The 20,078-nt window shown below is 59.6% G+C and carries 19 protein-coding genes; 10 read left to right on the forward strand and 9 right to left on the reverse strand.

Annotated features, from left to right (window positions below):
- Positions 1–17: 17 nt before the first annotated feature.
- From K0H47_RS09150 to K0H47_RS09160, 3 genes are all read right to left on the reverse strand, one after another.
- Complete coding sequence (locus tag K0H47_RS09150; protein ID WP_063027525.1) at positions 18–1,733, reverse strand: proline--tRNA ligase; 1,716 nt, start codon at positions 1,731–1,733, stop codon at positions 18–20.
- A gap of 198 nt (positions 1,734–1,931) precedes the next feature.
- Positions 1,932–3,464 carry an AmpG family muropeptide MFS transporter gene (locus tag K0H47_RS09155; protein ID WP_177070532.1) on the reverse strand — a complete coding sequence of 511 codons (1,533 nt, stop codon included), beginning with the start codon at positions 3,462–3,464 and terminating at the stop codon, positions 1,932–1,934.
- Between the two features lie 43 nt (positions 3,465–3,507).
- Positions 3,508–3,870, reverse strand: a complete 363-nt coding sequence (locus tag K0H47_RS09160; RefSeq protein ID WP_218263114.1) for an MGMT family protein — start codon at positions 3,868–3,870, stop codon at positions 3,508–3,510.
- 154 nt (positions 3,871–4,024) lie between these two features.
- Here K0H47_RS09160 and K0H47_RS09165 point away from each other — a divergent pair, with 154 nt between their 5' ends.
- Positions 4,025–5,032, forward strand: a complete 1,008-nt coding sequence (locus tag K0H47_RS09165; protein ID WP_063027531.1) for a DUF481 domain-containing protein — start codon at positions 4,025–4,027, stop codon at positions 5,030–5,032.
- A 30-nt stretch (positions 5,033–5,062) separates the two neighbouring features.
- Here K0H47_RS09165 and K0H47_RS09170 read toward each other — a convergent pair whose 3' ends face one another.
- Entirely contained in the window at positions 5,063–5,821 is a 759-nt protein-coding gene (locus K0H47_RS09170) for an SDR family oxidoreductase (protein ID WP_218263113.1), read from the reverse strand.
- Positions 5,822–5,896: 75 nt separating this feature from the next.
- On the opposite strand from K0H47_RS09170, the gene K0H47_RS09175 reads away from it, so the two are divergent.
- The 4 genes from K0H47_RS09175 to groL all read left to right on the forward strand — a co-directional run bounded on the left by K0H47_RS09175 (position 5,897) and on the right by groL (position 9,411).
- On the forward strand, positions 5,897–6,628 hold the full coding sequence (locus K0H47_RS09175) for a HugZ family protein (RefSeq protein ID WP_063027535.1): 732 nt from the start codon (positions 5,897–5,899) through the stop codon (positions 6,626–6,628).
- 66 nt (positions 6,629–6,694) lie between these two features.
- A complete protein-coding gene (locus K0H47_RS09180; RefSeq protein WP_008433587.1) occupies positions 6,695–7,171 on the forward strand; it encodes an FxsA family protein in 477 nt (158 codons plus the stop codon).
- 249 nt (positions 7,172–7,420) lie between these two features.
- Entirely contained in the window at positions 7,421–7,717 is a 297-nt protein-coding gene (gene groES, locus K0H47_RS09185; protein ID WP_003208599.1) for a co-chaperone GroES, read from the forward strand.
- Between the two features lie 50 nt (positions 7,718–7,767).
- Entirely contained in the window at positions 7,768–9,411 is a 1,644-nt protein-coding gene (gene groL, locus K0H47_RS09190) for a chaperonin GroEL (protein WP_003208597.1), read from the forward strand.
- Between the two features lie 131 nt (positions 9,412–9,542).
- Here groL and K0H47_RS09195 read toward each other — a convergent pair whose 3' ends face one another.
- From K0H47_RS09195 to K0H47_RS09215, 5 genes are all read right to left on the reverse strand, one after another.
- Positions 9,543–10,970, reverse strand: a complete 1,428-nt coding sequence (locus tag K0H47_RS09195) for a glycosyl hydrolase family 8 (RefSeq protein ID WP_219272416.1) — start codon at positions 10,968–10,970, stop codon at positions 9,543–9,545.
- 85 nt (positions 10,971–11,055) lie between these two features.
- Entirely contained in the window at positions 11,056–12,351 is a 1,296-nt protein-coding gene (locus K0H47_RS09200) for a HAMP domain-containing sensor histidine kinase (protein WP_063027539.1), read from the reverse strand.
- A complete protein-coding gene (locus K0H47_RS09205) occupies positions 12,341–13,039 on the reverse strand; it encodes a response regulator transcription factor (protein WP_063027542.1) in 699 nt (232 codons plus the stop codon). Before K0H47_RS09205 ends, K0H47_RS09200 begins: the two co-directional genes overlap by 11 nt.
- 74 nt (positions 13,040–13,113) lie before the next feature.
- Positions 13,114–13,857 carry a phosphatase PAP2 family protein gene (locus K0H47_RS09210; RefSeq protein ID WP_063027544.1) on the reverse strand — a complete coding sequence of 248 codons (744 nt, stop codon included), beginning with the start codon at positions 13,855–13,857 and terminating at the stop codon, positions 13,114–13,116.
- Positions 13,858–13,911: 54 nt separating this feature from the next.
- Complete coding sequence (locus tag K0H47_RS09215; RefSeq protein ID WP_093205599.1) at positions 13,912–15,861, reverse strand: LTA synthase family protein; 1,950 nt, start codon at positions 15,859–15,861, stop codon at positions 13,912–13,914.
- Between the two features lie 201 nt (positions 15,862–16,062).
- Between K0H47_RS09215 and colR the strand changes: the two genes are divergently transcribed.
- From colR to K0H47_RS09240, 5 genes are all read left to right on the forward strand, one after another.
- On the forward strand, positions 16,063–16,746 hold the full coding sequence (gene colR / locus K0H47_RS09220; protein WP_017480190.1) for a two-component system response regulator ColR: 684 nt from the start codon (positions 16,063–16,065) through the stop codon (positions 16,744–16,746).
- Positions 16,736–18,016, forward strand: a complete 1,281-nt coding sequence (locus tag K0H47_RS09225) for a HAMP domain-containing sensor histidine kinase (protein WP_063027547.1) — start codon at positions 16,736–16,738, stop codon at positions 18,014–18,016. Before colR ends, K0H47_RS09225 begins: the two co-directional genes overlap by 11 nt.
- Before the next feature lie 188 nt (positions 18,017–18,204).
- Positions 18,205–18,885 carry a class I SAM-dependent methyltransferase gene (locus tag K0H47_RS09230; RefSeq protein ID WP_017480192.1) on the forward strand — a complete coding sequence of 227 codons (681 nt, stop codon included), beginning with the start codon at positions 18,205–18,207 and terminating at the stop codon, positions 18,883–18,885.
- A gap of 4 nt (positions 18,886–18,889) precedes the next feature.
- Positions 18,890–19,606 (forward strand): lipopolysaccharide kinase InaA family protein, encoded by a 717-nt coding sequence (locus K0H47_RS09235; RefSeq protein WP_023659223.1) that lies wholly within the window; start codon positions 18,890–18,892, stop codon positions 19,604–19,606.
- Complete coding sequence (locus K0H47_RS09240) at positions 19,606–19,836, forward strand: hypothetical protein (RefSeq protein ID WP_008433604.1); 231 nt, start codon at positions 19,606–19,608, stop codon at positions 19,834–19,836. Before K0H47_RS09235 ends, K0H47_RS09240 begins: the two co-directional genes overlap by 1 nt.
- The last annotated feature ends 242 nt before the right edge of the window (positions 19,837–20,078 follow it).

Below are 20,078 nucleotides of genomic sequence, written 5' to 3' on the forward strand. Positions count from 1 at the left end.
GACTCTTGATCTGGTTTTCAGCGACGAATACGCGCCTGAAGGAAAGACAGCACGTCAGCCACCGGCAACGGTTGGGCTTCGGCTTCGGTCCGGCTCTTGTATTCCAGGTTGCCATCGGCCAGGCCGCGGTCACTGACCACGATCCGGTGCGGGATGCCAATCAGTTCCATGTCGGCGAACTTGATGCCCGGGCTGGTTTTCTTGTCCCGATCATCCAGCAGCACTTCAAAACCGGCCGCCGTGAGTTCGGCATACAGTTTGTCGGTGGCTTCGCGTACTTGCTCGGTTTCGTAGCGCAGCGGTACCAGGGCAACCTGGAATGGCGCCAGGGCGTCGCTCCAGATGATGCCTTTCTCGTCGTTATTCTGCTCGATGGCAGCCGCAACCACGCGGGAAACACCAATGCCGTAGCAGCCCATTTCCAGGGTGATCGGCTTGCCGTTCTCGCCCAGCACTTCGCACTTCATCGCCTTGCTGTACTTGTTGCCCAGCTGGAAGATGTGCCCGACTTCGATGCCGCGCTTGATTTCCAGGGTGCCCTTGCCGTCCGGGCTCGGGTCGCCGGCCACCACGTTGCGCAGGTCGGCCACGGTCGGAACCGGCAGGTCACGTTCCCAGTTCACGCCGAAGTAGTGCTTGTCATCGATGTTCGCGCCAATGCCGAAGTCGCTCATCAGCTCAACCGAACGGTCGATGATGATTGGCAACGGCAGGTTCAGCGGGCCGAGGGAACCCGCACCGGCGCCAATGGCGTCGCGCAGTTCTGAGTCGGTGGCCATGACCAGCGGGCTGGCAACACCAGGCTGCTGGGCGGCTTTGATTTCGTTGAGCTCGTGGTCGCCGCGGATCACCAGGGCGATCAGCTTGCCTTCTTCCTCGGCGCGCACGATCAGGGTCTTGATGGTCCTTTCAATCGGCAGATTGAATTTTTCCACCAGGGCCGCGATGGTCTTGGTCTCAGGCGTGTCCACCAGGCGCAGCTCTTCGCTTGGCGCAGGGCGCGAAGTTTCCCGTGGCACGGCTTCGGCTTTCTCGATGTTTGCCGCGTAGTCAGAACCGTTGCTGAACACGATGTCGTCTTCACCGGATTCGGCCAGCACGTGGAATTCGTGGGAGCCGGCACCGCCGATGGAGCCGTTGTCTGCTTCAACCGGGCGGAATTTCAGGCCCAGGCGGGTGAACACGTTGCAGTAGGCGGTGTGCATGCGGTCGTAGGTGACCTGCAGGGACGCCTGGTCAGCGTGGAACGAATAGGCGTCCTTCATGATGAACTCGCGGCCACGCATCAAACCGAAACGTGGGCGGATTTCGTCACGGAATTTGGTCTGGATCTGATACAGGTTGAGGGGCAGCTGCTTGTAGCTGCTCAACTCGTTGCGCATCAGGTCGGTGATCACTTCTTCGTGGGTCGGGCCGGCGCAGAAGTCGCGGCCGTGACGGTCCTTGAAGCGCAGCAATTCAGGGCCGTACTCTTCCCAGCGCCCGGATTCCTGCCACAGTTCAGCCGGTTGGGTGCTCGGCATCAACACTTCCAGAGAGCCGGCAGCGTTCATTTCTTCACGAACGATGGCTTCGACCTTGCGCATCACCTTCAAACCCATGGGCAGCCAGGTGTACAGGCCCGAGGCCAGTTTGCGGATCATGCCGGCGCGCAGCATCAGCTGGTGGCTGATCACGACCGCGTCGGAAGGCGTTTCTTTCTGTGTGGCGAGCAAATATTGACTGGTGCGCATGGTAGGCCGTTGTCGGTTGCTTGGACTTGAAATGACTTGGGATTGTACGGGCGCTTGCCGCCGACGTACAGGCATCTGGTTGCTGGAGCAGGGCTTCTGTGGGAGCTGGCTTGCCTGTGATGCAGGCAACACGGTGTGTCAGTTACACCGCGGTGATGCAATCGCAGGCAAGCCCGCTCCCACATTCACCGCGTGTTTTCAGTCTTCTTTGGCTGGATTCAACCGAATCCGCCGGCTTTCCTGAAACCAGTGCAAGGCGATCAGGATCAGCGTCGGCACACCCAGCAGGCAGGTGATCATGAAGAAGTTGTGGTAACCGAACTTCTCGACCATCACCCCCGAATACCCGCCGATCAAGCGCGGCAGCAGCAACATGATCGAACTGAGCAACGCATATTGGGTGGCAGAGAACTTCAGGTTGGTCAGGCTCGACAAGTACGCGACAAACGCCGAGGTCGCCATGCCTGAACTGAAGTTGTCCAGGGAGATGGTGAAAATCAGCATCTGCAGGTCCGGGCCCATGTCGGCGAGCATCACGAACAGCAGGTTGGTGCCGGCCGATGCAATGCCGCCGATAAACAGGATCGGCAGGATCCCGAAACGCACGATCAGCAGGCCGCCCATACCGGCACCCAGCAGGGTCATGATCAGGCCGAAGACCTTGCTGACGCCGGCGATCTGGTCCTTGGTGAAACCCTGGTCGATATAGAACACGTTGGCCATGACGCCCATCACCGTGTCCGACATGCGATAGGTGGCAATCAGCCCCAACAGCAGGAAGGCCTGCCAGCGGTAGCGCAGGATAAAGTCGTTGACCGGCGTGAGTACCGGCGCCAGGCCCCGGCGGCCCATGGTCGACAGGCACAGGGTGGTCAGGATGATATAGAGGATGGCCCGCAGGAACGCGCGGTCTTCCAGCAACAAGTCGAGCAGGCTGACACCATGGAACAGCACGCTGGCGAAGTCAGTGTTGTACAGCTGGGTGAACATCGCCGGCACCGACACCAACAGCACGATCAACACGAACACCGAGACTAACTGGTGAGCAAAGCTGTAGCGTCCGGCCTGCAATTGGGTACGCAGTGGCACATTGGGTTCGCGCATGAACAGGGTGGTCAGCAGTGCAGGCACCATCAGTACACCAAACAGCACGTAGGTGCCGGTCCATGCCGAGTGCTTGTAATTGAACCCGGTGGAACCGAAGCCTTCAGCAAAAAACAGTGCGCCTGCGGTGGCCAGCAGGGCGGCCACGCGATAACCGGACATATAGCTGGCGGCGAGCGCGGCCTGCTGGCTGTCGTCGGCGATTTCCAGGCGGTAGGCGTCTACCGCAATATCCTGGGTGGCGGAAGCGAAGGCGACGATGACCGCGATAGCGATCAGCCAGGACAGGTGTTTTTGCGGATCGCAGAACCCCATGCCGATCAATCCGAGGATAACCAGCGTCTGGGACAAGACTAACCAGGATCGACGACGTCCGAGCTTGCCGAGCAGTGGCAGGCGCCATTGGTCGAGCAAGGGCGACCAGACCCACTTGAAGGCATAGGCCAGGCCGATCAGGCTCGCGTACCCGATGGTTTCGCGGGCCACACCGGCCTCACGCAACCACACCGAGAGCGTCGAGAACACCAACATGTAAGGCAAGCCGGCAGCAAAGCCGAGCAACAGCAGCACTAACGTCGAGGGGCTGGCATAGGCGGCGAGCGCGGCGCGCCAGGTTTTACGGGGCATGGGCTGGAGTCTGCCTCAGAATTACGCAAATAAAGCGCGCACTCTAACCGCTGTGCTCTACCGGGCGCCAGCCATGACGCTGAATATCAACACGATTGTTCAGGATGCTGACGCCTTCAGCGCGTAAACGCGCGCGTTGCTCGTCCCCTGAGGCACTGCCCACCGGCAGACTTATCCGACCACCGGCACCCAACACGCGGTGCCAGGGCAATTTGGTGTCCTCGGGCAGTTGGCTCAGGGTGCGGCCCACCCAGCGTGCGGCACGACCCAAACCGGCGAGGTGCGCCAGCTCCCCATAGCTGATGACGCAACCCTCGGGCACTTGGGCAAGGGTCAGGTACAGCACGGTGCGGCGCATTTCGGCCGGGCTTTGCGGGGCGTCGATCGTTTTGTTCACGGTGGGCATATCCGATGAAAATATCCGTCTATTCGCGGGAAATGTCTGCAAATGTAACGCTGGGAACGGAACTCGATTCAAATACCCGAGTCAGTCCTTGCTAAGAAGTTATCCAACCCGATAATGCCCGTTTTTTCCGCCAAACTTGAGCCTGTATTCGCTTATGTTGTCCAGAACCCTGCTATGCCTTGCTGTTTTCAGCGCCTCCACCCCGCTGCTCGCCGATACCGTCTGGTTGAAAAATGGTGACCGCCTGACCGGCAAGATCAAGGTTTTCGACGGTGGCAAACTGCTGATCCAGACCGATTATGCCGGCGCCATCCCGGTGGACTGGAAACAGGTCAAGACCCTGGAAAGCGATCAGGAATTGCTGGTCAAGCAGGATGCCTACACCGGCGAGAAAGCCAAATCCCTGAAGGCGGCTGATGACGGCAAGGTCATTCTGGCCAATGGTGAGGCGCCCAAGACTGTCGAACTGGCGAGCATCCAGCAGATCATCAAGCCCAAGCCCGTGATCGAAGACTTGGTGTGGAAGGGCAATGTCGACATGGCGCTGGACTACAAGCGCGCGGAAAAAGACACCAACGACTACGACATCGACTTCAAGACCACCGCCCGCCATGGCCAGTGGCGCCATACCGCCCAGGGCGAATACAACCGCGAATTCCAGGACGACGTGACCACCACCGACAACTGGGCGCTGGAGTACGACCTGGACCGCTTTCTCACCGAACACTGGTTCTGGCAGGGGCGCTTGACCTACAAGCGCGACAAAGTCGAAGACCTGTCTCGCCAGCGCACCGTGGGTACCGGCCCGGGCTACCAATTCTGGGATGACGAACTGGGCGCGTTCTCCCTCGGTTCGTTGGTCAACCGCACTGACTATGAATACCAGGATGGCGGCAAGGACAACTTCTACTCGCTGGCGATGAAGTGGAACTACAACCGCTACTTGGTGGGCAAGTCCGTCGAGTTCTTCACCAATGGCGAGCTGGGCAAGCCGCTGGCAGGGCCATCCGACTATTCCCTGGATGCGGAAATGGGCTTGCGCTACAAAGTCACCGAGTGGGCTTCCCTCAACCTCAAGGCCGAGCGCGACATTATTAGTGGCGACTCGGAAAGCGCGCTGAGCAAGACCCGCTATACCGCAGGGTTCGGCGTCACCTGGTAAAGGGCCACTGGGTAAGGAGCCACCTGGTAATTAAAGGCGCAACCCGCCGTCCATTTCCAGGACCCGCCCGGTGTAGTAGTCATTCTCGAAGATATACGCCGCTGAATGGGCAATCTCCTCCGGCCGCCCCATGCGCTTGAGGGGAATGCCCGACGTCATCTTCTCCAAGGCCTCAGGCTTCATGCCCAGGGTCATCTCCGTCTCGATAAATCCCGGTGCAATGCCCGCCACGCGAATGCCGTAGCGCGCCAGCTCCTTGGCCCAGGTCACGGTGGCGGCCGCTACACCGGCCTTGGCGGCTGAGTAATTGGTCTGGCCGACGTTACCGGCCCGGGAGATCGACGAGATATTGATAATGGTGCCTTGGTTCTTCAGTTCCACCATTTTCGCCGCCACTTCGCGGGTACACAGGAACACCCCGGTGAGGTTCACGTCGATCACCGCCTGCCACTGGGCCAGGCTCATCTTGGTCATCTCGCCATCCTTGACCTTCAGCAGCAGCCCGTCGCGCAAAATCCCTGCGTTGTTGATCAAACCGTTGATCGCGCCGAAGTCTTCTGCGATCTGGGCCACGGTCTGGGTTACCTGTTCTTCATTCGCCACGTTGCACAGATAGGCTCTAGCCTTCACGCCATGGGCCTGGCAGGCGATCACGGCCTGGTCGAGTTTTTCCTGATTGAGGTCCACCAGCGCCAGGTGCGCGCCCTTGGCTGCAAAATACTCGGCCATGGAACGGCCCAAACCCTGGCAACCGCCGGTGATAATGATTACTTTGTCGTTGAGATCCATTCGCAAGTCCTGTGAGCAGAATTAAGCGGCTACCCAAGTTTGTTTTTTGACGGAATTTATCAAAGGAGTCATAAGTTGAGCGCGCACGTTGCCAAGAATGCCCGAGAACTACTGCTCAAGGAATACCGTGGGGCACTTGCCACCTTGTCCAAGGCCATGCCCGGCTTTCCGTTCGGCTCAGTGGTGCCGTACTGCCTGGACGCCGAGGGCCGGCCGCTGATCCTGATCAGCCGTATCGCCCAGCACACCCATAATTTGCAGAAAGACCCCAAGTGCTCACTGCTGGTGGGGGAGCGTGAGGCGGACGACGTTCAAGCGGTAGGGCGCCTGACCTACCTGGCCGAGGCCGAAAAGCTGGAAGACAGCGCTGAGATTGAAGCCGCAGCCGAGCGTTATTACCGCTATTTCCCGGATTCGGCCAACTACCACAAGGCCCATGATTTTGACTTCTGGGTGCTCAAGCCGGTGCGCCATCGTTATATCGGCGGGTTTGGCGCGATCCACTGGGTCGACCAACTGACCCTGGCTAATCCGTTCGCCGGCAAGGCCGAGCTGAGCATGATCGAACACATGAACAGCGACCATACCAAGGCCATTGCCCACTACGTCGAACTGGCCGGCTTGCCGACCACCGAGCCTGCGCAACTGGCGGGCATCGACAGTGAAGGCATGCACCTGCGCATTGGCCAGGCACTCTACTGGCTGCCCTTTGCCGAGCCTTGCAACACGCCGACACAAGTACGCGAAGCCTTGGTTTTCCTGGCTCACGCCGAGGTGTGGCCGAAAAAAGCGGCCGCTGAAGCTTGAATTCACGAAACGGCGACGTCATCTAAGGTGAAGTAGCAAGGCATTCTTGCGTTGAGGAACCATTTGATGCGCCCTTTTTTGTTGCTCTTTTTGTTGTTTCCGGTGCTGGAGCTGTTCGTATTCGTACAAGTCAGCGGGGCCATCGGGTTTTTCCCGGCACTGCTGCTGATCATTCTCGGCTCGATGCTCGGCGTTCTGGTGCTGCGCGTCGCCGGCCTGGCCACGGCGCTGCGCGCCCGTGAAAGCCTGAATCGCGGCGAACTGCCGGCCCAGACCATGCTCGAAGGCTTGATGATGGCATTGGCCGGTGGCCTGTTGATCCTGCCAGGCTTCATCAGCGATGTGGTCGGCCTGGTGATGCTGCTGCCATTCACTCGCAAGCTGCTGGCGGGCAAGATGCGCCAGCGGGCCGAAGAAGCTGCCATTCGCCAGCGCGCCTTTGCCGACGACCTGCAACCCCGTGGCGGCCCGGCCCCGCGCCAGCCCCTGGGGCGTGAAGGTGACGTGATCGAAGGCGAGTTCGAACACCGCGACCCCAAGTAATCCCCTCACTGGCACGGCACCTGCGGGTGCCGTGCGGCTTTTGAAGCCTCCCCCGACACAAAAAAATTTCATCTTGGCACCCTTGTAATAAGCTTATGCGCCCTTATGTAACGGTCACCGCAAGGTTTCTGGTGGCGACACCAGACAGACTTCCGCGTTTCGCGCCGCGAACCGCGACCGGCACCGCCGGAATTTAACCTGCCGGAATTGACACCGGCTGATGAAAAACACAATTAGGAGAGATCGACAATGAGCAAGCTTCGTCCTCTGCATGACCGCGTCGTCATCCGTCGCAGTGAAGAAGAAAAGAAAACCGCTGGCGGTATCGTGCTGCCAGGTTCGGCTGCTGAAAAAGCCAACCACGGTGTGATTCTCGCTGCTGGCCCAGGCAAGACCCTGGAAAACGGTGAAGTACGTGCGCTGGCTGTGAAAGTGGGTGACAAGGTTGTTTTCGGCCCTTACTCCGGCAGCAACACTGTGAAAATCGACGGCGAAGACCTGCTGGTAATGGCTGAGAACGAGATTCTCGCTGTTCTGGAAGGCTGATTTCCCCGCTCATCTTCCCGTTACTACAAAGTATTTAAGGAATATCGATCATGGCTGCTAAAGAAGTTAAATTCGGCGATTCCGCCCGTAAGAAAATGCTCGCCGGTGTCAACGTCCTGGCTGACGCAGTAAAAGCGACCCTGGGCCCTAAAGGCCGTAACGTGATCATCGAGAAGAGCTTCGGCGCTCCGACCATCACCAAGGACGGCGTGTCCGTCGCCAAAGAAATCGAGCTGAAAGATCGCTTCGAAAACATGGGCGCGCAGCTGGTCAAAGACGTTGCCTCCCGTGCCAACGATGACGCAGGCGATGGCACCACCACCGCTACCGTTCTGGCTCAGTCGATCGTCAACGAAGGCCTGAAAGCCGTCGCTGCCGGCATGAACCCGATGGACCTGAAACGCGGCATCGACAAGGCGACCATCGCCATTGTCAAAGAGCTGAAGTCCCTGTCCAAGCCATGCGCTGACACCAAGGCAATCGCTCAGGTCGGCACCATCTCGGCCAACTCCGACAGCTCCATCGGCGACATCATTGCCGAAGCCATGGAAAAAGTCGGTAAAGAAGGCGTGATCACCGTTGAAGAAGGCTCGGGCCTGGAAAACGAACTGTCGGTTGTTGAAGGCATGCAGTTCGACCGTGGCTACCTGTCCCCGTACTTCGTCAACAAGCCAGACACCATGACCGCCGAGCTCGACGGCCCGCTGATCCTGCTGGTTGACAAAAAGATCTCCAACATCCGTGAACTGCTGCCAGTTCTGGAAGCTGTTGCCAAGGCCGGTCGCCCACTGCTGATCGTTTCCGAAGACGTTGAAGGCGAAGCCTTGGCGACTCTGGTTGTGAACAACATGCGCGGTATCGTGAAAGTGGTTGCTGTCAAAGCACCTGGTTTCGGCGATCGTCGCAAGGCCATGCTGCAGGACATCGCTGTTCTGACTGGCGGTACCGTTATCTCCGAAGAGATCGGCCTGAGCCTAGAAAGCGCTACCCTGGAACACCTGGGTAATGCCAAGCGCGTCACCGTGACCAAGGAAAACACCACCGTGATCGACGGTGCTGGTGTTGAAGCTGACATCCAGGCACGTGTTACCCAGATCCGCGCTCAAGTGGCTGATACCACTTCCGACTACGACCGTGAAAAACTGCAAGAGCGTCTGGCCAAGCTGTCCGGCGGCGTTGCAGTGATCAAGGTTGGCGCTGGTTCCGAAGTTGAAATGAAAGAGAAGAAAGCCCGCGTTGAAGACGCCCTGCACGCTACCCGTGCAGCCGTTGAAGAAGGCGTGGTACCTGGCGGTGGCGTGGCACTGGTTCGCGCTCTGCAGGCTATCTCCGAGCTGAAAGGCGACAACGCTGACCAGGACGTCGGTATCGCTCTGCTGCGTCGTGCGGTTGAAGCACCTCTGCGCCAGATCGTTGCCAACTCCGGCGACGAGCCAAGCGTAGTGGTCGACAAGGTCAAGCAGGGTTCGGGTAACTTCGGTTACAACGCTGCTACCGGCGAATACGGCGACATGATCGAAATGGGCATCCTGGACCCAGCTAAAGTGACTCGTTCGGCTCTGCAAGCGGCTTCGTCGATTGCCAGCCTGATGATCACCACTGAAGCAATGATCGCCGAGATCAAAGAAGATGCTCCAGCTGGCGGCGGTATGCCAGACATGGGCGGTATGGGCGGCATGGGCGGCATGATGTAAGCCAGCCTTACCCCGATACTGAAAAACCCCGCCTGCAGCGATGCAGGTGGGGTTTTTTTATGCTGATCGTTCCCACGCTCTGCGTGGGAATGCCGCCAGGGACGCTCCGCGTCCCGCTTTATGCGCACGCTTCAACTGACGCCGCGACGCCCCAGTAGCTTCTTGAACATGAAGCCACGAGCCAGCATCAGCTGCGAGGCAGCCGGCAAAGATGCCACGGGTCTCGGTGCCGCAGGGCCGGATGACGGATTGACAGGCACGTTTGCGGTTTTTTTGAGGGACGCCGGTTGGGGCCGCTCCCAATGGCCGGACATGACGACCATGCCCAGCAGTTTGAGGGTGTTGCCGTAGTAATCATGGTCCCGGATGGACCGGCGTTGCAGGTTGTCCCAAATGTTATTGAGCCACAGCTGATTGTCGGGGCTGATCATCGCGCTGACCCCGAGTGCCGCCACAAAGGCCGGCTCATTCGGCGCTTCCTCAATGGTACTGCCGTCGATCCGGTAACCGCTGTTGAAGTTGCCCGGTTCATCGTGGGTCGTGGCGCGTGCCCAGCGGTTGAAGGTGGTCAAGGTGTACAGCGCACGAGGGTCACCGTACATCAGGTAATCCAGGCCGATGCGCCATGGGTAACGGGCCGCGTTCCACGAGTAGCCGCCGTCGTATTGACCTTCCACCAGTTCGGGCCGTGCAGGTGTGAGCGAGGTGTCCAAGTGGCTGATGAAGTCCGGCACCAAAGCACTTTTGGCACTGTAGCGCTGGGTAAAGTCGCTGATGATCGAATAGGTTTTGTCGCGCACAGCCTGCCAGCGTTTATCCCCGGTCATGGCGAAAAAGCTGTAGAGGTGCGACTGCATGAAGTCCGAGCTGCGGGTGGTGTACTCAAGCTCCGCGTCGCCGTCGGTGCCCGCCCAGTCGCCGAGCATCAGGTGCTGAGTCCTGGGGTGTACCTCGTGTTTCATGATCGCCGCCATCACCGTGTTGGCCTCGCTGCGATAGTCAATGGTGCCTTGGCTGCCCCATTTCTGGTCGGCCAGCAGCAGGGCGTAGGCGATGTCCAGGTCGCCGTCGGTGGCACTGACGTCGCCGCGGAAAGGGTCGGTGGAGTCGCCGCAGCCCTCTATCTGGTTCCAGGCCATCAGGCCGGGATCGGAGGCTGCCGGGTGATCCTGGAAGTAGCGCACCATGCCGTCGAAGAATTTTTGGGCATCTTCATCGTAGTCCGCCATCATCACCGTGAGCAGCATGCCGTAGCCATGAGCCTCGGACACCGTGATGGTGTTGGGCGCGGCGCCACCGCCCACCGGTTTGTGGTCGGCGTTGACCTTGACGAAATACCGGCCGCTGCCGCAATCCCCTGAGAGATACACCGCCTTCCAGTCCTTGTAGAACGTGACCAATTGTTTATCCATGATCGCCTGGGTCTGGCGATTGGGCAGGATGGTGCCGGGGTAGTAGGGCGCGTGAGCACTCTGGGCCGCGCTGCTGCCTGACCATGAACCGGCGGCCATGCACAGTGATAACAGCAGCGTGGGCAGATGCCGTCTAGGGTGACGCATGAACTGACTCTCCAACCTGATCCAAAGGACAAGGTCGCGAGGTTAGCGGCAGCGCGGACGTTCCACTGTCACAGGCTGTAACAGCCTAACCTGGGCGCAGCGCCAGGGTCAGGGTCAGGCGTGCGCCGCCCAACGGGCTGCGGGTGATCGACAGTTCTCCACGGTGCCAATGGGTGGCGCGCTTGGCCAGCGCCAGGCCCAGGCCAAACCCGCTGGGCTCGTCGCCGCCCATGGCCAGGCGCACGAAGGGTTCGAAGATCTTTTCGCGGTTTTCCGGCAGCACGCCCGGGCCGTCATCATCTACATGCAGCACCAGGTGCTGGTCCTGGCACGCAGCGCTGACGTTCACCCGTTCGCGGGCGTAAGTGATGGCGTTGCTCAGCAGGTTGCGCACGATCAGATGCAGCAGGGCGCGGTCGCCGATCAGTTCCAGGTCGGCCGGCTGGGTTTCCAGGGTCAGCAAGCGATGGTGCCCGTCCAGCAGGGCGAACTCCTGCTGCAGCCAGTCGTGGATATTGATCGGCTCATGCTGCAGGTCGCTGGGTGCATCGGCCAGCCGGGCAAAGGCGAGGCTGGCGCGAACCAGCGACTCCAGCTCTTCGATGTCGGTTTGCAGGCGCTCTTGCAGGCGGGTGCGGGTGTCGGGGTCGGCACTTTTACTCAGCAGTGCCAGAGCAAACCGCATCCGGGCCAGGGGCGTGCGCAGTTCGTGGGACACCGCCTGGGAAACTTCTCGGTGGCGTTCACCCATCGAGGTGATGTCCTGGGCATGCTTGCGCAACGTTTGCAGCAGCGGCGTCCATTCCTGGCTCATCGCCGGTAGCAGCGTGCTGGGCGTGCGGGCAAGGGCACTCATACAGGCGTTTAGGGTGTTGAGGTCGTGGGTGTATTTGCGTCGGGCACGCAACGCGATCCAGAGCAACAGCAACACCGGCAGGCCGGCAACACAGGCGGTCACCCAATACACCGGATATTGCAGCAGGTCCTTCACTTCGGCGGTTCCCCACATAGGGCCGAATTGAATCACCGTGTCATCGTCCAGCGGGAAGTAGGTGACGTCCTCATCACTGTTCTGCGCCGGTTGATGATGGTCGAGCATCACAATGGCTTCGGGTGGCAGCTCGATATCGTCTTTTTTCACCACGCTCACCGGGTACTGAAAGCGTGCTTGCAGCGACTCGACACGCGCCTCCCATTGTTCGGGGGGCAGGGTCTTGAGTTGCTCGGCAACCAGATAACCCGGCCCGGCCATCAGGCGCAAAAAACTGTAGTCGCCGATAAACACCGCAGCGTTGGTGCACAACCACAACAGGTAAAGGGTGAGGGCGGCCCAACTGGTGCCGGCCGCGATTGCCATCCAGGGGCGCACTTTAGACAGCATGTTGACTCCCGCTCGGGATTTCGACGAACAGGTATCCCTGCGCCGTGATGGTCTGGATGGTCACGGGGCACTCAAGGCTCATCAGTTTCTTGCGCAAGCGCGACACCCGCATATCAATCGAACGGTTCAGGCCGTCGTACTCCAGGCCCCGCAGGCGCTGGAGCAGTTTTTCCCGGGTCAGCAACACGCCGCAGTGACGGGCGAAGATGGCGAGCAACTCGAACTCGGCCACCGAAAACTGCAAGGGCGCCTCGCCAAGCCAGGCGAAGTGGTTGTTCAGGTCCAGGCGAAAAGCGCCCCACTGATAGAAATTGCGGGGCGCCTGGGGATGGCGACGCAGCAGTGAGCGGATCCTCGCGAGCAACAGTTGCGGATCGATCGGCTTGACCACGTAGTCGTCGGCCCCGGCGGCAAATCCCACCAATTGTTCGGCGTTCTCGTCCAGGGCCGTCATCATCAGGATCAGCCCGGGGTAGTGGTCGCGAATCTGTCGGCACAGGGTAAAGCCGTCCATGCCCGGCAGCATCACATCAAGGATCAGCAGCGCTGGCTGTTCCTCGTGAATACGTTGGGCCGCGCGGTCGCCACGGTGTTCTACCGCCACGGTAAACCCTTCGGCGCGCAGGAACTCGGCCGTCAGTGCTGCCAGGGGCAGGTCGTCTTCGATCAGCAGCAGGGTATCGGACATGGCTCAGCGGGATCGTTGCCAAAAAAGTGCGCAGAGTGTTGCGCCCTTGCCCCCGGCGAGGCAAGGGCTGTTCATCAAGGCGTTGCGGGCTGCTTCTGGAAGGCGGGCTGCGGTGCTTTCACCGGCTGGTACAGCAAGAAGTAATAGGCGCCCAAACAAATCAGCCAGCTGAAAATCGCCGTCCACACGTTATGGGAAAGAAAGTGCGCCCCTTGCATCGTCCGGCTCACCGAAAGCACCGTGCCCAGCCCCAGTGCAAACATGAACGCCGAGCGCGCCATCCGCGGCCGACGATCCCTCAGGGCAAAAAACAACGCGAACAAGGCAAACCCCGTCGCCGCATGCCCGCCCGGCCAGCACCGGCCCGGCTTGTCGGTCGGCGGCCGCGGGCTCAGCAGCTCGCTGTAAGTCTCCTGGCCGCCGAACTCCTTGACGCTCCACGGGCATTGCACCCCGGTCACGGTCTTCAACGGCGAAACAAACGAGGTAGCCAGGGCCAGCGAGAGCACCAGGCAGCCCAATTCCCGGCGGTAGGGCTTAAGCCGCTCAACAATAAAGGCCCCGGCAAACCCGGCGATCGCCAGCACCGAAAACACGATCACCATCTGCTTGGCGCGATCGTGAAGAATGTCCTCTAGAAAAAAACTGTGCCGGCCCACAAAGCCGCCTTCGGAGGCGTTGTAAAACAGCTTGGCGACGTCCATGTCCAGCGACGTCAGCTCCAGCAACAGCATGACCACCGCCAGCACGGCAGGCACACCGAGGCACAGCCAAAAATTGAGGGGTTGGGATCCCGGACGAACAGCGATTGCGTGCATGGTGAACTCAGACTCTAAAAAAAGCCCCGGTCAGACCTGGCCGGGGCATTTTGGTTAGCGCGTACTCACTTTGGGAACCTCGTCCTTGGGTACCCTCCAGCTCAACAACTGTTGTTTGTAGCCATAACTGGCGCCCTGGTAGTAAGTAATGGCTCGCTGAATCAACGGGTCATCGCTGCCCACACGGGACTCGTGGCTGTCGCCCAGTGCCTGGTCATGGCGGCGCAGGCCTTGGCGTGGGCTGAGAATCGCCAGGTCATTGCCGTCGAACAACCCCAGGTACTGGTAATTGCCCACCACTACCCGTGGCGGCAACGGGTTGTCTTGCAGCAGGTTGCGGCCGAAAAACGTCGACTCGTAGCTCAGGTTCAGCAAGCCCAGCAGCGTCGGGGCCAGGTCGATCTGGCTGGCCAGCTTCGCGTTCTCGCCGGCGTCCACCAGCTTGGGGGCGTAGATGAACAGTGGGATCTGGTAGTTCACCATCGGCAGGTCTTCCTTGCCCGCGCTGCCGGCTGTGTGGTCGGCGACGAAGATAAAGATTGTGTTGTCGAACCATGGCTTCTGGCGGGCAGCCTCCAGGAACTGGCCGATGGCATGGTCGGTGTACTTCACCGCACCGTCGCGACCGTCGCCGGATTTGATATCAATGCGGCCTGCCGGGTAGGTATACGGGCGGTGGTTGGAGGTGGTCATCAGTTGCAGCAGGAACGGTTGCTGCTTGGCGTAGTCGGCATCTGCCAGTTTCAGCGTCTGTTTATAGAGGTCTTCGTCGGCCATGCCCCAGGCGTTTTTGAAGCTGATTTCCGCTTCAGGCACGCTGCTCTGGTCCACTACGCGGTAGCCGTTGCCGCTGAAGAACGCGTTCATATTGTCGAAGTAGCCGCGGCCGCCGTAGACAAACACGCTGTCATAGCCGATGGCATTGAGCTGTTGGCCCAGGCTGCCGAAACCGCTTTCGCGGCCGATGCGCTTGACGATCGAACGTCCCGGCGTCGGTGGAATGGCCAGGGTGATGGCTTCCAGGCCACGGTCGGTGCGGGTGCCGGTGGCGTAGAAGTTATTGAAGTACAGGCTCTGTTTGCGCAGCGCGTCGAGGTTGGGTGTCAGGTTATTCGGGTCGCCGTTGCTGCCCATGTACTTGGCACTGAAGCTTTCGATGGTCACCAGTACGATATTGGGTTTGCGCAGCGTGCCCGGGTTGGTAATGGCGCGACGGATATCCAGCGGATCCGTGCCGATAAACCGTGCGTTGGGTTCGCTGAGTTCGGCGCGCAACTGCTTGGCGACGACATCGGTTGGCAGGCTCTTGTAGAACTGGTTGTAGTCCAGCTCGTTATTACGGAAGGCGGCGAAGAACTGATAGGGGCCGTTGCTGGCCAGTTCGTTGTTGTAGGCGTTACCGCCCTGGCTGCGCGGGCTGTCCTGATTGATCAGTTGCAGGCTCAGGCCGGCCACCACCAGCAAGCCAAGGGCGCTGAGTAGCCGTTGGCGCATTGCAGGTAATGGCGAATTCATCGCCGCGTTGAACGGTTTACGCAACGCCAGGCTCAAGACTATCGCCAAGACTGCCAGCAGGCTCAGCAGCTTGCCGATCGGATAAGACTCCAGCAGATTGTTCAGCACCTCTTTGGAGTAAACCAGGTAATCCACGGCAATAAAATTGAAGCGCACGCCGAACTCGTCCCAGAACAACCACTCGGCCACGCTGGTAAAGAGCATGGCGAACAGGCTGACGGTCAGTACCGCTTGCAGGAACCAGCGATGGCCACGGCGACGCCACAACCCTGGTGGGCACAGCAGCAAATACAGGCCCAGGGGCAGGGCGGCGTAGGCGAGGAAACCGAGGTCATAGAGCAGGCCCACGCCGAATACCGGCAGCAGGTTACCGCTCACTTCATCCAGATGGGTTACCAGCAGCAGAATGCGGGTTAGTAGAAAAACAACCAGCCATGCACCGGTCACCAACAGCAAATAGCGCATTGGCGCCGTTTTTGGGAAACCCATGTCAATGTTCCTTATTTTCGATGGGCGCGATCTTCGCGCTGACACTGTAGTCAGGTTGTGAACCTATAGTGAAAAACTCGTTAAGTCTCGCAATCGGTTGAAAAGAGTAATGGACACGGCCCTCAGCCCTAGCCCTGAGTCATACTTGGCCTTAAGCTGCGCGAGCCAACACGGCCGTTACCGCGTACGGAGACACTGCCCATGCGAATTTTATTGGTTGAAGACAACCGCGATATTCTGGCCAACCTGGCCGATTACCTGGGGCTGAAGGGCTACACCGTGGATTGCGCGCAGGACGGCTTGTCAGGCCTGCACTTGGCTGCCACCGAGCATTACGACCTGATCGTGCTCGACATCATGCTGCCTGGCATCGATGGCTACACCCTGTGCAAACGCCTGCGCGAAGACGCACGGCGCGACACGCCGGTGATCATGCTCACCGCTCGCGACCAACTGGATGACCGGCTGCAGGGCTTCAAGTCCGGCGCCGATGACTACCTGCTCAAGCCGTTTGCGCTGTCGGAATTGGCCGCGCGTATCGAAGCGGTACTGCGCCGTGCCCAGGGCGGCGGTCGCCGGACCTTGCAGGTCGGTGATCTGAATTATGACCTCGACACCCTGGAAGTCACCCGCGAAGGGCGCCTGCTCAAGCTCAACCCGGTTGGCCTGAAGCTGCTGGCGGTGCTGATGCAAAAGAGCCCTCACGTATTGCGCCGTGAAATTCTCGAAGAAGCCCTGTGGGGCGATGACTGCCCGGACAGCGACAGCTTGCGCAGCCATGTCCATCAACTGCGTCAGGTAATTGATAAACCCTTCGCCAAACCGTTGCTGCAAACGGTTCACGGTGTGGGTTATCGCCTGGCCGAGGGTCGTGATGGAGTTTAAGCAAAGCCTTGCCCAGCGGATCATCATCGCCTTCGCCTTGATGAGCGCGTTGGTGGCGGGGGCCTTCGCCATGGGCATCGTCGCCACGGTGCACCTGGTGGAAGAAAAGCTCATTTCGGCGGGCCTGGGGGGTGACCTGCAACGCCTGTTGCTGATGGACAGCGTCGAGGACTGGAGCCACCGTCCCGAGCCCGACCAATTGTTCTATTTCAGCGGCGGCCCCGGCGATTTCGAGTTGCCCAAGGACTTGCGCCATCTCGACGCCGGTTTCCATGAGGTATTCCGCGAACAGCTTTCCTACCACGCGATGGTCGAAATCGTCGACGGTCGCCGCTATGTGCTGCTGCAAGACCAGAGCGACTTCGAAGAGCGCGAGCGCGTGCTGTTCGCCGTGGTGCTGGTGGGGTTTGTGCTCAGCCTGGCGTTGGCGGTATTTCTCGGCTGGGTACTGGCGCGCAAGGTCATGGCCCCGGTGGTCCGCCTGGCCCGCCAAGTGCGTCATCGCGACCAGTTACTCGGCCTGGCGCCGCCCCTGGCCCCGGATTACGCGGCGGATGAGGTCGGTGAACTGGCCGTGGCCTTCGACGCGACCCTGGGCCGCTTGCGCCAGGCGTTGTCCCGGGAGCAGCTGTTTACCAGTGATGTCAGCCACGAGTTGCGCACCCCGCTGATGGTGCTCGCCAGTTCCTGCGAACTGTTGCTGGAGAACCCGGCAATTGACCAGCGCGGCCGTAACCAGGTCGAACGGATTGCACGGGCCTGTGAAGAAATGCGCGAACTGGTACAGACCTTCCTGATGCTGGCCCGTGCCCAGCGTGAGGAGGCTGGCATGTCTCCCCAAGCCAACCTGGCCCAGGTGGCCGATGATCTGCTGGGAATCTGGCGTGAGCCGATCGAGCGCAAAGGCCTTGAGCTGATTTATCAGCCCGGCGCGCCCTTGGATACCCGTTACAACGCGACCTTCCTGCACGCGGTGATGGGTAATCTGCTGCGCAATGCACTGCATTACACCGAACACGGCTTTATTCGCCTCACCCTGGAGCCGAGCGGCTTTGTGGTGGAGGACTCCGGTGTCGGGATACCTGAAGACAAGCGCGAAGCGATGTTCGAGCCGTTTGTACGCGGCAGCGAGAAGCGTGGCGAAGGCCTGGGATTGGGGTTGTCCCTGGTTCAGCGGATCTGCGAGAACCAAGGCTGGAGCGTCAGCCTCAGTACCATGGAGCCCAATGGCTGCCGCTTTCATGTGGAGTTGAGTCAGGTCAAGGCCTAGTACCTGCTCTGCCGCTAACCTGCGGCAGACTTCCTCATTTTCGCCGAAGATGGCACCATGCTATGACTTGTATCTGCAAAGTTTTGTAATGTATACGATTCGACAGGACAAGTTTTTCACAATGTGTTGACCTGTTGATCACGGGACGCTTCTTAAGGTTGTAGGCATCAGTAACTGGAGACCCGGTGATGCCTACCCCGATCAAGCTTGAATTTTCCGAAAAGTACGACGATCAACACGCGCAGAATTATTTGCTCAAACATCAGGACAATCTGGCTCGCCGGTTGTCCCACAAACGCGACGAGCAACTGGCGCGTGGTGCGTTAGCCATGGCGGGTGAGCCTGGCCTGGTGCTGGACTTGCCATGTGGGGCTGGGCGTTTCTGGCCTTTGCTGGCAGAAAAGCCCAACCGTGTGATCATCGGTGCCGACAATTCAGAGTCGATGCTGAAGATCGCCACGGTCGCCCAACCGGCGGATGTGGTGAAACGGGTACGGCCCTTGCAAACGTCTGCGTTTGATATCGATTTGCCGGATAACGCGGTCGACAGCATTTTCTGCATGCGCTTGATGCACCACATCGGTGACCCTGAGCACAGGCTGGCAATACTGCGCGAATTTCAGCGTGTTACCCGAGACAGCGTGATTATCTCGTTGTGGGTGGACGGCAACTTCAAGGCCTGGAAACGCAAGCGTGCCGAAGTGCGGCGTCGCAACAAAGGTGAGCAACAAGGTTACCAAAATCGGTTCGTGTTACCGGCTGCTACTGTTGAGGCAGAGTTTGAACAAGCCGGTTTCCGTGTTCAGGAATCTCTGGACTTCATACCGCTCTACGCCATGTGGCGAGTGTATGTATTGCGCAAGAGGTAACAGGATGGCTGTCGAGTGTTTACCAGGTAGTGAAGTAGCTCCCGAGGAGCGATTTGATTATTTCTGGCGCCAGCAGGGCGAGTGGGTCGAAGAGCCCAATCGTCGTCGCGGCGGTGAAAGTGGTGTGCAACGGGTGACGGGCACCAATGGTCGTTTGCTCTATAGCAAGCGCCAGACGGGCCATATCTACCGCAGTTGGCTCCATCCTTTTGGACGCCCCACTGTGTTGCGTGAGCGTGACGCCCTGAAGGGCCTGCGCTTGCTGGATGTACGTGTGCCGGAACTGGTGTTCTGCGAAGCCCGTCGCGATCCTGAGCACCAATGGAAGGCGTTGTTGGTGACAGCTTCGCTGGACGGTTTCGACGAGATCGAAAACTGGTACGCCGCGGGTGGTCGTGAGCAGTATGGCGAGTTGGTGCATGAGCGTTTGCTCAAGGAACTCGCGGGTACGTTGGCTCGGATGCACAAGGGCCGTTGGCAGCATGGTTGCCTGTATATCAAGCACATCTTTGTGCGGGTGACGGGTGAGGGTGACGCGGCGAAGGTTGAAGTGGCGCTGCTGGACTTCGAGAAGTGCCGCCAGCGCTTGACCGCTTTGCGAGCGGCGCGGCATGACATGTTGCAGTTGCGCCGCCATTCGTCGTGGAATGCTACGGACTGGCAGAAACTCAGCTACTTTTACGAGACGGCGTTTGGCAGCGCTATCAAAGGTTTAACGTAATGAAGCTAGAAATTGCACGAGGTTTGTTTCTGTTGGGGGCGTTGGGCATAGCGGCCCTCGCCCTGGCTGCTTGGGAGCAGCCCCGGACACAAGTCCTCAGTGCGGTGCAGGGTGTCGGGCAGCAGTGCCCGATGCCGCGGATCGCCAAGGTCGGTGTTGCGGCCAAGCCTGATCATGAGTTGTTGTTGTTCATGTTTGGGATGTCCCAAGGGATGAGGCCACAGAGTTGAAGAGATTGAAGCCCAAATAAAAGGCCTCGCTAGTTCGAGGCCTTTTATTTGGGCTTGGGTTTTTGGGGTTGGTTGGTTGATCGAGTACATATCCGTTGCTGCGGTAACGGCTACTTAGGGTTCCGCTCTTACAGCGGGTCACTTTTGGCAAACGCCCGGAATGCCGGCCCAGCCAAAAGTAACCAAAAGGTCTTTGCCCCACCACTCGGTGCCTCGCCTAGGCTCGGCATGCCCGCACTCCG

This window comes from Pseudomonas sp. Xaverov 83, assembly GCF_019352905.1.
Classification (GTDB): domain Bacteria; phylum Pseudomonadota; class Gammaproteobacteria; order Pseudomonadales; family Pseudomonadaceae; genus Aquipseudomonas; species Aquipseudomonas yamanorum.